The sequence below is a fragment of the Pseudomonas fluorescens genome (assembly GCF_902498195.1).
GTDB classification, from domain to species: domain Bacteria; phylum Pseudomonadota; class Gammaproteobacteria; order Pseudomonadales; family Pseudomonadaceae; genus Aquipseudomonas; species Aquipseudomonas fluorescens_BU.
This window is the reverse complement of record NZ_CABVIY010000002.1, coordinates 755,637-767,513: the sequence shown is the minus strand read 5'-3', so window position 1 is coordinate 767,513 and position 11,877 is coordinate 755,637. Positions and strand designations below refer to the sequence as shown.

The following is an 11,877-nucleotide window of genomic DNA, read 5'->3' as shown; positions in this document are numbered from 1 at the left end:
ACCCCAGGTCCGCCTTCGCGAGCAAGCCCGCTCCCACAGGGGAACGCATTTCAAAGGGTGGGAGCGGGCTTGCTCGCGAAGGGGCCAGTCCAGCCAATGAAAACGTCAAACCTGCCCACGCAAATGCTCAAACAACATCCGGCTCACCGGCGACAACAACGCCTCATCGCGCACCACCAGAATCAACGCCCGGTCCGACCAGTCATCGGTCAACGGCACCGCATGCAAACCCAGCGCCCGGCCAAACAATTCATAGGCCCGTTGCGGCAGGACGCCAATGCCCATGTTGGCCTGGATCATGCGGCACATGGCGTCGAATCCCGGCACATGGATGCGCACCCGCAATACCCGGCCAGCCTGACGCGCCGCGGCGTGGGTGCGCATGTTGATCGAACTGGCCGCATGCAGGCCGACGTAATCGCTGTCCAGGGTATCGGCAAATGCCAGGCTCGATCGGCTGGCCAACGGATGATCCGGCAACATCAGCACCATCAGTTTGTCCTGACGGTAGAGCACGCTGTGCAGGCCTTTGATGTCGCTGTCGATGGAACAGATCCCGAGGTCGGCCACGCCATCCAGTACCCCCTGGATCACCCCGGAACTGGGCCGTTCCTCAAGGTCGGTTTTCACCTGCGGATGGCGCTCGGAAAAGTCCCGCAAGTCTTCCGGCAGGAACTGGATGATCGCCGACAGGTTGGCGAGCATCCGCACATAACCGCGCACACCGTGACTGTGCTCGCCCAGTTCCAGGCCCATTTTCTCGACGTTGAACAGCATCTGCCGCGCATGATGCAGCAGCGTCTCACCGGCCGGCGTCAACGTCATGCCCTTGGCCTGGCGCACGAACAGACTGATCCCCAACGCCTCTTCCAGCTCCATCAAACGCTTGCTCGCCGCCGACACCGCGATCGCCTCGCGCGCGGCGGCACGGGTCAGCGTGCCCTCTTCATGCACGGCAACGAAGAGTTGCAGGGTGATCAGGTCGAGGCGGCGGATCAGGCTTTTTTGCAGCATCAGGGACTCGGCGATGTCGGCTCAGACGAAGGCGCAGCATAGCGTTGTTCGCCCGCGCGACGGCAAATCTCGATGCCTGGCGTGATAAAGTCGCCGCCCATCAGACCTTTTGCTTTGAGACTTTGATCGCAATGACCGATTTCCTGGATGTCGACGCCCACCTTGAAGACTGGAACGCCTTGCGCGCCAGTGCCGCGTTCGACGGCCTGCTGGTGGGCAACGGCGCCAGCCGCGCCGTGTGGGACGACTTCGGTTACGACTCGCTGTTCGAAAACGCCCGCACCGTCGAAGAAAAGCCCCTGAGCCCGTCCGAGCTGAGCGTGTTCGAGGCCATGCAGACGCGCAGTTTCGAGCAGGCGCTGAGCGCGCTGAAGACCACCAGCCGGGTCAACAAGGCCCTGGCCGTCAGCTCCGCCGCGCCGCGCAATCGCTACTACGCGATCAAGGAAGCGCTGATCAACACGGTGCATGCGGTACACATTCCGTGGCGGCTGGTCGAGGCGTCGACCCTGGCCACGATCAATCGGGAACTGGCCAGTTATCGCACGGTGTTCACCACCAACTACGACCTGCTCAATCACTGGGCGATCCAGCAACGACCGGATGCGATCACCGACCTGTTCCAGGGCGCTGAACCGGCCTTTGACCTGAGCGCCAGCGCCGCCGACAAGACCCGCTTGCTGTACCTGCACGGTGGCTTGCACCTGGTGCGCAACCAGGACGGCACGGCACGCCGGTTGATGTCGACCGAGGGCACGTTGCTCGGCAGTTTCGCCATCAACAACACGATCAAGACCCTCGACGACGTGCCGCTGTTCGTCAACGAAGGTCCGAGCGCCGACAAGCTCAAGACCATTCGCAGCTCGGACTACCTGTCGTTCTGCTACGCGCAATTGCTGGGGCATGCTGACGGCTTGTGCATTTTCGGCCATGCGCTGGGCGAGCAGGACAGCCATATCGTGCATGCCTTGCGCCAGGCGAAACCGCAGCTGGTGGCGATCTCGATTTACCCGCGCAGCCAGGCGTTCATCCAGCACCAGAAGCGGCATTACGCGAAGGTGTTTGAGGGGACCGGGGTTGAGTTGCGGTTTTTTGATTCGAAGAGCCACGCGTTGGGTAGCCCGAAGTTATCGGTTCCCGTCGAAATTTAGTGTTGTTCGAACTGACGTCTTCGCGAGCAAGCCCGCTCCCACATTTGATTTGTGTACACCGCAGACCCAATGTGGGAGCGGGCTTGCTCGCGAAAGCGTCAGTCCAGTCAGCTCATTCCTCGGTGCTGTGCACCACCACCAGCAACTGCGCCTGCACCTCACCCACCGAGCGTATCCGGTGCGGTTTCTGCGAATTGAAGTGCAGCGCATCACCCCGGCCGAGCAGCACGCGCTCATTGAGGAAATCCACCTCCACCTGCCCCTCGTGGACGAACAGAAATTCCTCGCCCACATGCTCCTTGAAGGCTTTGTCGGTGAACTGCGTCGGCGGGTAGATGATGAACGGCAACAGGTTGCGGTCGCTGACCTGATGGGCCAGCACCGCGTAACCCGGATTGTCGCCGCTGGCGCCCAGGGGCTGGCGCTCGTGGCTGCGCACCAGGCTGTAGCTGTCGACGCTGGCCTTGTCTTCGGAAAACAGCTCCTCGACCTTCACGTTCAACGCCTTGGCCAGTTTCAGCGCGGCCGCAATCGACGGCGTGTTCAAGCCGCGCTCGACCTTGGACAGGTAGCTCTTGGTCATGCCCGATTGTTCGGCCAGGGCCTCCAGGGTCACGCCAAGTTTTTTTCTCAATAATTTCAAACGGATAGACATGTTGAGCGATTAATCCATCAAGAAGGTGACGAATTGTCCTTGCTCATGACACAAAGTGTCATATAGCATCTTTCGTGTCATATGCATGACCCAGCCAAAGAGGACACCGATATGGCCAAGACATTAGCACTGCCCAAGGATCAACTGGTCAAGCAAGCGCTCAGCCAGATGCAAAACACCCTCGCGGATAATACGTGGACCGACCGGCAAAAGCTGGCCCTGACCTGCCGCATTCTGTTCGAGAATGGCCATGATTCCGGCCTGGCCGGGCAAATCACCGCCCGTGGCCCGCAGCCGGGCACCTATTACACTCAACAACTGGGCCTGGGTTTCGACGAAATCACCGCGGGCAACCTGCTGCTGGTCAACGAAGACCTGGACGTGCTCGAAGGCCACGGCATGCCCAACCCGGCCAACCGTTTCCACAGCTGGGTCTACCGCGCACGGCCGGATGTGAACTGCATCATTCACACCCACCCGACCCACGTCGCGGCCTTGTCGATGCTGGAAGTGCCGCTGCAGATTTCCCACATGGACCTCTGCCCGCTCTACGACGACTGTGCGTTTCTCGAAGGCTGGCCAGGTGTGCCGGTGGGTAACGAAGAAGGCGACCTGATTGCCGGCGCCCTGGGCGACAAGCGGGCGATCCTGCTTTCCCACCACGGCCAGTTGTCCACCGGCACCACCATCGAGGAAGCCTGCGTGATTGCCCAACTGATCGAACGCGCCGCCAAATTGCAGCTGCTGGCAATGAGCGCCGGGACCATCAAGCCGATCATCCCCGAGCTGGGCCGCGAAGCCCATGACTGGATCGCCCGGCCCAAGCGCCATGCCGCCGCGTTCAACTACTACGCCCGGCAGAACCTGCGCCAACACGCCGATTGCCTGAACTGAACCCAGACCTTTTTTGTACGGAGAGACCCCATGTCCACTGCAAACATTCACGGCATCATCGGCTACACCATCACCCCGTTCACCGCTAACGGCGAGGGCGTGGACCTCAACGCGCTCGGGCGTTCCATCGACCGCCTGATCGACGACGGCGTGCACGCCATCGCGCCCCTGGGCAGCACCGGCGAAGGCGCCTACCTGAGCGATGCGGAGTGGGATCAGGTTGCCGAGTTCAGCATCCAGCACGTGGCCAAACGGGTGCCGACCATCGTCAGCGTGTCCGACCTGACCACCGCCAAAGCGGTACGACGCGCTCGTTTCGCCCAAGCCCATGGCGCCGACGTGGTGATGGTGCTGCCGACGTCGTACTGGAAACTCAGCGAAGCGGAAATCCTCGCCCACTACCGCGCCATCGGCGACAGCATCGGCGTGCCGATCATGCTCTACAACAACCCGGCCACCAGTGGCACCGACATGTCGGTGGAGCTGATCCTGCGCATCGTCAAGGGCGTGGAAAACGTGACCATGGTCAAGGAGAGCACCGGCGACATCCAGCGCATGCATCAGCTGCAACGCCTGGGCGAAGGCCAGGTGCCGTTCTACAACGGCTGCAACCCGTTGGCGCTGGAAGCGTTTGCGGCCGGGGCCAAAGGTTGGTGCACAGCCGCGCCGAACCTGATCCCTCGGCTCAATCTGGATCTGTATGAAGCGGTATTGGCCAACGACCTGAGCCAGGCGCGCGAACTGTTCTATCGCCAGCTGCCGCTGCTGGACTTCATCCTCAAGGGCGGCTTGCCGGCGACGATCAAGGCGGGGTTGCGAGAAACCGGGCTGGAGGTGGGGGATCCGCGGCTGCCGGTGTTCCCGCTAGGTGAAGCGGGCATTGCTCAGCTGCAAGGCCTGTTGAAAACCCTGCGCTGATATCAAGGCGCATTCAACACAACGGTGGGAGCGGGCTTGCTCGCGAAGGCGGTGCGTCAGGCAACAATGAAGTCGACTGACAGACCGCTTTCGCGAGCAAGCCCGCTCCCACATTCGATTTGTGTCGGGTTCAGAGCACCGGCAAGGTTTTGTCCTTGATCACCTTGGTCGGTCCGTTGGCCTTCACACTGGCGATGCCTTTTTCCATGGCCGCTGGTGAGGAGTACGACTCGCTGCTGCCAATCACTTCGTGGTTGCCGGCCTTGAGGTTGAAATAAGGATGGCCATCCTTGGTGGTTTTTTTCTCGTAGCGTTCATCCAGCGGGCTGTTGGCCTGGACTGACGCGATGCCTTTGTCAGCCGCGGCGCGGGTGGTGTACAGCTCGCTGGTCAATACGGTTTCGGCGTTCGCCGCCTTCAGCACAAACCTGAACTGACCGCTGCTGCTTTTGCTCACTTCGTACCATCCGGACATGCTCTTTCTCCTTGGCGATTGAGAGGTTGCGCGCTTCAGAGTAAAGACCAGCCGTGGATCTTTGTCGCCTGGGCCGGCCTCTTCGCGGGCAAGCCCGCTCCCACAGGTTCAGCGTGATCCCTGTGGGAGCGGGCTTGCTCGCGAAAGGGCCGGCAAGGCCACTAAAAAAACCACCCTACTTCACCACCGCCCGCACCACCGACAATTCCGGTGCCGCTGCCCGCCGCTGACTCAGATACCGCGTACAACTCACCCGCAGGAACGAGGCGAAATTCACCACCTCGCCGCGATAGTCCATCACCTCTTCGTACAGCTTGGCGATCAACTGGTTGGTGGTCATGCCATCGACCTCGGCGATTTCACTGAGGATGTCCCAGAACTGATTCTCCAGGCGCAGGGTGGTCACCACGCCGCAAATGCGCAGCGAGCGGGAGCGTGACTCGTAGAGGATCGGATCGGCCTTGACGTAGAGCTCGCACATCGACGGATACCTCGTTACAGCGTGATTTTTGTGCCCAGCAGCCCGAGGAAACCGGCCAGCCAGTTCGGGTGGGCAGGCCAGGCCGGCGCGGTGGCCAGATTGCCTTGAACATGGCCGTCCGTCACCGGGATATCGATAAACGTACCGCCGGCCAGGCGCACTTCAGGTGCACAGGCCGGATAAGCGCTGCACTCGCGGCCTTCGAGAATCCCGGCCGCCGCCAGCAATTGCGCACCGTGACACACGGCAGCGATCGGCTTGCCGGCCTTGTCGAAATCACGCACCAGCTCCAGGACTTTTTCGTTCAGGCGCAGGTACTCCGGCGCACGTCCGCCCGGCACCAGCAGTGCGTCGTAGTCCGCCGCCTTGACCTTGGCAAAGTCGAAATTCAGGGCAAACAGGTGACCGGGTTTCTCGCTGTAGGTCTGATCGCCTTCGAAGTCATGGATGGCGGTGCGCACGGTCTGGCCGGCGGTTTTGTCCGGGCAGACGGCGTGTACCGTATGGCCGACCATCAACAGCGCCTGGAACGGCACCATCACTTCATAGTCTTCGACGTAATCGCCGACCAGCATCAGGATTTTTTTGGCAGCCATGGGGACGACTCCTCTGGGAAATGCGTGGGCATGCAGGAGTATTCAAGGTAGTCCTTATCCGGAAGGTCGGGTAACAGCCGGCTATTACGCCGACTACCTGGAGGAGCTGCCGAAGGCTGCGATCTTTTGATCTTGATCTTTTCTGCATCGGTCGAGGAGCCAAGATCAAAAGATCGCAGCCTTCGGCAGCTCCTGCGTTGCGAGGATTACTCGCAACTCTACGGATAACTCTGTGCCTATCTGTAACAGCGTGAAACCCACGGTTTATGGCTAGATAAAGGCACTTCCCATCACCCTCGATTCTGGTTGCCATCATGTCCTCCCGCGAAAACACCGGCATGGCCCTGGGCCTGCTCGGCGTCGTCATCTTCAGCCTGACCCTACCCTTCACACGCATCGTCGTGCAGGAACTTCATCCGTTGCTCAATGGCCTGGGGCGGGCGTTGTTCGCGGCGGTGCCGGCGGCGTTGCTGCTGCTGTGGCGCCGGGAAAGATGGCCGACCTGGAAACAGGTCAAGGGCTTGAGCCTGGTGATTGCCGGGGTGATCCTCGGCTTTCCGGTGTTGTCGGCCTGGGCGATGCAAACCCTGCCGGCGTCCCACGGCGCCCTGGTCAATGGCCTGCAACCGCTGTGCGTGGCGCTGTACGCCGCCTGGTTGTCCCACGAACGGCCATCGAAAGCCTTCTGGGCCTGCGCCGCGCTGGGCAGTGCGCTGGTGCTCGGTTATGCGCTGATCAGCGGTGCCGGCAGCATTCAGGCCGGTGATTTGTTGATGCTCGGCGCCATTGCCGTGGGCGGCCTGGGTTATGCCGAAGGCGGCCGGTTGGCCAAGGAGATGGGCGGCTGGCAGGTGATCTGCTGGGCATTGGTGCTGTCGACGCCGCTGTTGATCGGCCCGGTGAGCTACCTGGCGCTGCAACATCAGGGCGAGATTTCTGCCAAGACGTGGTGGGCCTTCGGCTACGTCTCGCTGTTTTCGCAGTTCATCGGCTTCTTTGCCTGGTACGCCGGGCTGGCCATGGGTGGCATTGCGCGGGTCAGTCAGATCCAGTTGCTGCAGATCTTCTTCACCATCGCTTTTTCAGCGTTGTTCTTTGGCGAACACGTCGAGCCGATTACGTGGTTGTTCGCGGCCGGGGTGATCGTGACCGTGATATTGGGGCGCAAGACAGCGGTCAAAGCCAATGTGGGAGCGGGCTTGCTCGCGAAGACGGACTGACCGCCAACAACGAGATTGAATGTGATGGCCCCTTCGCGAGCAAGCCCGCTCCCACAAGATCAGAGGTAGCCGTCAGCCCGCAGCAGGTTTTCCAGGCAATGTTCGCTGATGTGGTAGAAATCCTTCAGTTCCTGGATCTTCGCCAACAGCTGAGCCGGATCAACCGGCTCGGCGCGCTTGACCGCCAGGATCATCTTGTTTTTGTTGGTGTGGTCCAGCGAGATGAACTCGAACACCTTGGTTTCGTACCCACAGGCTTCGAGGAACAGCGCACGCAAGCTGTCGGTGACCATTTCCGCCTGCTGGCCCAGGTGCAGACCGTATTGCAGCATCGGCTTGAGCAGCGCCGGGCTCTGGATTTGCAGGCGAATCTGTTTATGGCAGCACGGCGAACACATGATGATCGACGCCCCGGAACGGATGCCGGTGTGGATCGCGTAGTCGGTGGCGATGTCGCAGGCGTGCAGCGCGATCATCACGTCCAGTTCGCTCGGCGCCACAGTGCGCACGTCGCCGCACTTGAACACCAGGCCCGGATGCTCCAGCTTGGCCGCCGCCGTGTTGCACAGCGTGACCATGTCTTCGCGCAGTTCGACACCGGTCACTTCGCCTTCGGCCTTCAGGGTATTGCGCAAGTAATCGTGGATGGCGAAGGTCAGGTAGCCCTTGCCCGAGCCGAAATCCGCCACCCGCACGGGCTTGTCCAGCGCCAGCGGCGATGACGTCAGCGCATGGCTGAACACTTCAATGAACTTGTTGATCTGCTTCCACTTGCGCGACATCGCCGGGATCAGCTCGTGCTGCTTGTTGGTCACGCCCAGGTCAGCGAGAAACGGTCGGCTGAGGTCGAGGAAACGGTTTTTCTCGCGGTTGTGCTCGGCGGACGGTACTTCGCGCAATTGCTGGGGTTTGCTCTTGAACAGCGAACTCTTGCCCTTTTTGCTGTATTCGAGCTGGGCTTCGTCGGTCAGCGACAACAAATGCGCATTCTTGAACATCGCCGGCAACAGCCCGGCAATGCTCGCCACGCCTTCGGCAAGCGGCAGGTTCTTGGTGATGTCGCGGGTTTTGTAGCGATAGACGAAGGACAGGCAAGGCTGCGCCTTGACCGCCACCGGCTTGATGATGATGCGCTGCAGGTCTGCTTCCTCGCCGACGTACTTGGCCAGCACCAGTTTGATGAAGGCGTTTTGATCGAGGCTGGTTTGCAGCAGGTCGATAAACTGGGCGTGATGATCCGGCGCGGGGCTGGCAGGAATGGCGGTGACGGACATGAAAATGCGGCCTCGGGCGATGCGGATCAGGGAATGCCGGGTATTTTAGGGGGGATGGGGGTTTTGGGCACGGCTAATTTTTTGGCAGGTCCTGGTCAAGCTGTCCAGGACCCGACAGTGAAACTCAGGGCTCCACCAATCGAAGCTTACGATTGTTCGGCGAGTTGATGATGTACTTAACGATCAATCCCACCGGCACTGCCCAGGTCAGGCCATTGGCGGGATCAGTGACCACGGCGACAGTTTCAGAGCTCGAGGCGATGTCCAGGCGTCGGCGATCGTTGCTGGATTTGAGTACTCCGTAGGCGTGGCTGACGAGCTTTTCGGCCAGATGCATGGGCACATCTAAACTTTCAAGATGTTTCACGGCACGACAGAACAGCACCTGATCATCAAGCAATCCATCGCTTTCATGTCGAGCGAGGAAGGCTCGGGCGATCGCCACCAGCTCCGCGTTCATCACCAAATTGACATCGGATCCTGCCATGTTCATGACTCCAGTTGCGATTCCGTGGCTAGCGCTTTTTCTTCAACGGGTCGGGCGGCGCGTCGCAAGTCAGGTCCGGCGCAGGGCAGATGCACCGAAGGGTTAGGCATTCCACTGGGCGAAAGCTCATGGGTCATTTCAAATTCAGCCCTGACCGACCATCCACACGCTTCCGACGTACATTGCAGATAGGCCACACGCAGGAAAATATGACGCCCTTCACTGGTCCGGATTCGCATCCGGCTCAAGCAGTGCGGGCAAACCATTTTGTAAGTACTCATGCGTGGTTCCTGGTGGTCGTCGGGTGGCAATCGGATTGATCAAACGCAATACTGCTCAAAACATTGGTTGCGACACCCCCATGACGCGAATGCCCTCCTGACAAAAGGAAGTGCAACAGGCGGGCACCTGACAAATACGAGCCAGGCTCGTAGGAAATCACCCTGTTACTATTAGGAAATTTCGACATCGTATTCTTCTGATTCATAGTTGATGATTGATTACTTTAATAAAAAAAAGTACTCATTACGCATAAGTTAGGCACTCAAAAAGAGTATGTCAAAGGGAAGAGGCTCAAATTGCGTAGCAAAAAATCACAAGATGTTTTGACTCGCCTAAAGCGTGTAACCGGGACCAAAACCGATGCATCCTTGTCCTCAGCGCTAAAAATCAGTCCGCAAACCCTCAGCAGCTGGAAAGGCCGCGACAGTACGCCATACTCAATATGCGTAGAAATTGCGCAAAGTCGCGGCATTTCTCTCGACTGGTTGCTGTTAGGTGAAGGGCCGATCCTGCGGGCCACATCCAGCGAATCGCTGGAGAGCGCTCAGGAAAGTACGACGCGTGAAAACACCATTCTCGCGTTGTGGCGGTTGCTTGACGAAGATGACCGCTGCGCCATACAAAACGCACTGGAGGAAAAGCGGCGCCTGCGGGATCTCGAACTCAAACTGTCGGAAATGGCCTCTGTCCTCTCATCACTTCAACATTCAAAAGAACCATGAAATGACAGGCATCTAAAGTTCTTCATTTCAAGGAATGCCACAACACCATAATGTTTCCGCGGTTGCGAATAATCACCGCACACGAAAAAACACTGGTGACTGCGTGCCACGGGCTCACCGGTACAAATGCCAGTAGTACATCCATGCCGGCAATGCATGACATCCCGCCCAACAGACTGGTCAGCAGCCCGTCACGCCAACAGTGTTGTTCTTCGTCACGCTGATAACACGCCAGCCTGAAAGCACTGAGTAAGTGAGCCAGACCCGTTACAAGAATCAGAGCGGCCATTTCATTGCCCATCACCCTCGCCCCCTGAGGTGTCGGATGATTTCGTCGAGGCCCGCCCCATCGATCCACTGCATGACTTTGATACTGACGGGAATCACGATCAGCGCACAGAAGAACGCCGTCACGCCCATGGTCAGGAAAGGGACCAACTGCAGCGCGACGGGCGTGAACAGATAACCGACGCCGGCCGACAACAACCAGGATCCCATTCGTTGCCACGCCTTGAAATTGCTGCGAGTGGTAGTGACCAACCATGCCCCCAGCGCCGCGCCGAACAGCGCCTCGCCATCAATCGAAGGCAACGTCGCGATGCCCAGGCCCAGCAAAAGCCCACTGATACTGCTGTAGGCCGAATCAGTCACATTCATGACCACCTCGCACGGCCATCTCACCAACGCGGATGACACCCGACTCGATGGCTTTGAGCAACGCGGCACTGCGGGAGCTGACGGCGAACTTGCGGCGAATATTGGTGAAGTGAAAGTTGACCGTGGAAACCGAGCAATTCTGAATCCGGGCGATCTCCCAGGAAGTTTTACCTTTAAGGCACCACATCAAGGCTTGTGTTTCCTTCGCGGTCAGCTGAGCCGGCGGTGGTCCCCCGTCGTCCTGGGGGGATGTTGCGGATAAAGAGTTACGTGATTGATGTGCAAACATAACAAACCCTCTACGTCAGAGCGCTCGTCACTGAGCGCTCGCTGTTCATAGAGATGTTGAACAGAAGAGTGACACCGAACAACACGCCGCCGTTGTGCCGCGGCGTGCCACAAAACGCTCTGGATCAGGGGTTAGCCGAGCACTACCAACCGATTCGGCAGCTCGTTGCGCACATGGGTCACCGGCACATGCACTTTCAGCAGTTCGCCACAGGCCTCGACGCAGTTGACGAAGCCCTGCAACGTCTGCCCCTGGCGTACCTGGCGGGTGAACTCGGCGACGATCGCGTCCCAGTTTTTGTTGTCCAGCCGGCTGGAGATCCCCTCATCCACCAGGATTTCCACATAACGCTCGGCCTCGGAGACGAAAATCAGCACGCCGGTGCTGCCCACCGTGTGGTGCAGGTTTTGCTCCAGGAATTGCCGGCGCGCCAGGTTCGAGGCGCGCCAGTGACGAACCGAACGCGGGATCAGGTGGGTGGTGATTTTCGGCACCCGGAACAGCAGGCACAGGACGATGAAGCTGAGCCATTGCACCAGCAACAGGCTGTGCATGGTCAACCAGCCTGTCAGGTAATGCACGATACCCGGCACCACCAGCGCCAGCAGGCTGGCCCAGAGCAGCGGGATGTACGCGTAGTCGTCGGCGCGGGCGGCGAGCACGGTCACCAGTTCGGCGTCGGTGTCGCGCTCGACCCGGGCGATTGCCTCGGCGACTTTGCGTTGTTCGTGTTCCGTCAGTAATGCCATGTTGTTGAATGCC

Annotated in this window: 17 protein-coding genes; 5 read left to right on the top strand and 12 right to left on the bottom strand. The window is 59.6% G+C overall.

The window, feature by feature from the left end:
* Positions 1-105: 105 nt before the first annotated feature.
* Positions 106-1,014 carry a LysR family transcriptional regulator gene (locus F8N66_RS08965; protein WP_150769827.1) on the bottom strand — a complete coding sequence of 303 codons (909 nt, stop codon included), beginning with the start codon at positions 1,012-1,014 and terminating at the stop codon, positions 106-108.
* 131 nt (positions 1,015-1,145) lie between these two features.
* Between F8N66_RS08965 and F8N66_RS08960 the strand changes: the two genes are divergently transcribed.
* Positions 1,146-2,165: a DUF4917 family protein gene (locus F8N66_RS08960; RefSeq protein ID WP_150769826.1), complete on the top strand. Its 1,020-nt coding sequence runs from the start codon at positions 1,146-1,148 to the stop codon at positions 2,163-2,165.
* Positions 2,166-2,277: 112 nt separating this feature from the next.
* On the opposite strand, the gene F8N66_RS08955 is transcribed toward F8N66_RS08960, so the two are convergent.
* Complete coding sequence (locus F8N66_RS08955; RefSeq protein WP_150769825.1) at positions 2,278-2,820, bottom strand: helix-turn-helix domain-containing protein; 543 nt, start codon at positions 2,818-2,820, stop codon at positions 2,278-2,280.
* Between the two features lie 111 nt (positions 2,821-2,931).
* Between F8N66_RS08955 and F8N66_RS08950 the strand changes: the two genes are divergently transcribed.
* Both F8N66_RS08950 and F8N66_RS08945 read left to right on the top strand, forming a co-directional pair.
* Positions 2,932-3,714: an aldolase gene (locus F8N66_RS08950; RefSeq protein WP_150769824.1), complete on the top strand. Its 783-nt coding sequence runs from the start codon at positions 2,932-2,934 to the stop codon at positions 3,712-3,714.
* A 30-nt stretch (positions 3,715-3,744) separates the two neighbouring features.
* Complete coding sequence (locus F8N66_RS08945) at positions 3,745-4,632, top strand: dihydrodipicolinate synthase family protein (RefSeq protein WP_150769823.1); 888 nt, start codon at positions 3,745-3,747, stop codon at positions 4,630-4,632.
* Between the two features lie 130 nt (positions 4,633-4,762).
* Here F8N66_RS08945 and F8N66_RS08935 read toward each other — a convergent pair whose 3' ends face one another.
* The 3 genes from F8N66_RS08935 to F8N66_RS08920 all read right to left on the bottom strand — a co-directional run bounded on the left by F8N66_RS08935 (position 4,763) and on the right by F8N66_RS08920 (position 6,184).
* Positions 4,763-5,107 (bottom strand): YegP family protein, encoded by a 345-nt coding sequence (locus F8N66_RS08935; protein ID WP_150769822.1) that lies wholly within the window; start codon positions 5,105-5,107, stop codon positions 4,763-4,765.
* Between the two features lie 175 nt (positions 5,108-5,282).
* Complete coding sequence (locus tag F8N66_RS08925; RefSeq protein WP_150769821.1) at positions 5,283-5,588, bottom strand: ribbon-helix-helix domain-containing protein; 306 nt, start codon at positions 5,586-5,588, stop codon at positions 5,283-5,285.
* 14 nt (positions 5,589-5,602) lie between these two features.
* Entirely contained in the window at positions 5,603-6,184 is a 582-nt protein-coding gene (locus F8N66_RS08920) for a DJ-1/PfpI family protein (RefSeq protein ID WP_150769820.1), read from the bottom strand.
* A 314-nt stretch (positions 6,185-6,498) separates the two neighbouring features.
* Between F8N66_RS08920 and F8N66_RS08915 the strand changes: the two genes are divergently transcribed.
* A complete protein-coding gene (locus F8N66_RS08915) occupies positions 6,499-7,404 on the top strand; it encodes a DMT family transporter (RefSeq protein WP_150769819.1) in 906 nt (301 codons plus the stop codon).
* Positions 7,405-7,463: 59 nt separating this feature from the next.
* Here F8N66_RS08915 and F8N66_RS08910 read toward each other — a convergent pair whose 3' ends face one another.
* The 3 genes from F8N66_RS08910 to F8N66_RS08900 form a co-directional block, all read right to left on the bottom strand.
* Complete coding sequence (locus tag F8N66_RS08910; RefSeq protein WP_150769818.1) at positions 7,464-8,678, bottom strand: class I SAM-dependent methyltransferase; 1,215 nt, start codon at positions 8,676-8,678, stop codon at positions 7,464-7,466.
* A 124-nt stretch (positions 8,679-8,802) separates the two neighbouring features.
* Positions 8,803-9,165 (bottom strand): hypothetical protein, encoded by a 363-nt coding sequence (locus F8N66_RS08905; protein WP_150769817.1) that lies wholly within the window; start codon positions 9,163-9,165, stop codon positions 8,803-8,805.
* 2 nt (positions 9,166-9,167) lie between these two features.
* Complete coding sequence (locus F8N66_RS08900; protein WP_150769816.1) at positions 9,168-9,446, bottom strand: ogr/Delta-like zinc finger family protein; 279 nt, start codon at positions 9,444-9,446, stop codon at positions 9,168-9,170.
* Positions 9,447-9,743: 297 nt separating this feature from the next.
* Here F8N66_RS08900 and F8N66_RS08895 point away from each other — a divergent pair, with 297 nt between their 5' ends.
* Positions 9,744-10,169, top strand: a complete 426-nt coding sequence (locus tag F8N66_RS08895) for a helix-turn-helix domain-containing protein (protein ID WP_150769815.1) — start codon at positions 9,744-9,746, stop codon at positions 10,167-10,169.
* Between the two features lie 22 nt (positions 10,170-10,191).
* Here the strand turns inward: F8N66_RS08895 and F8N66_RS08890 are convergent, their stop codons facing one another.
* The 4 genes from F8N66_RS08890 to F8N66_RS08875 all read right to left on the bottom strand — a co-directional run bounded on the left by F8N66_RS08890 (position 10,192) and on the right by F8N66_RS08875 (position 11,864).
* Positions 10,192-10,470, bottom strand: a complete 279-nt coding sequence (locus tag F8N66_RS08890) for a phage holin family protein (RefSeq protein ID WP_150769814.1) — start codon at positions 10,468-10,470, stop codon at positions 10,192-10,194.
* Positions 10,470-10,826 (bottom strand): putative holin, encoded by a 357-nt coding sequence (locus F8N66_RS08885; RefSeq protein WP_150769813.1) that lies wholly within the window; start codon positions 10,824-10,826, stop codon positions 10,470-10,472. The genes F8N66_RS08890 and F8N66_RS08885 overlap by 1 nt, the downstream gene beginning before the upstream one ends.
* Entirely contained in the window at positions 10,813-11,115 is a 303-nt protein-coding gene (locus tag F8N66_RS08880; RefSeq protein ID WP_150769812.1) for a helix-turn-helix transcriptional regulator, read from the bottom strand. The genes F8N66_RS08885 and F8N66_RS08880 overlap by 14 nt, the downstream gene beginning before the upstream one ends.
* 131 nt (positions 11,116-11,246) lie before the next feature.
* Complete coding sequence (locus F8N66_RS08875; RefSeq protein WP_150769811.1) at positions 11,247-11,864, bottom strand: TPM domain-containing protein; 618 nt, start codon at positions 11,862-11,864, stop codon at positions 11,247-11,249.
* Between the last annotated feature and the right edge of the window lie 13 nt (positions 11,865-11,877).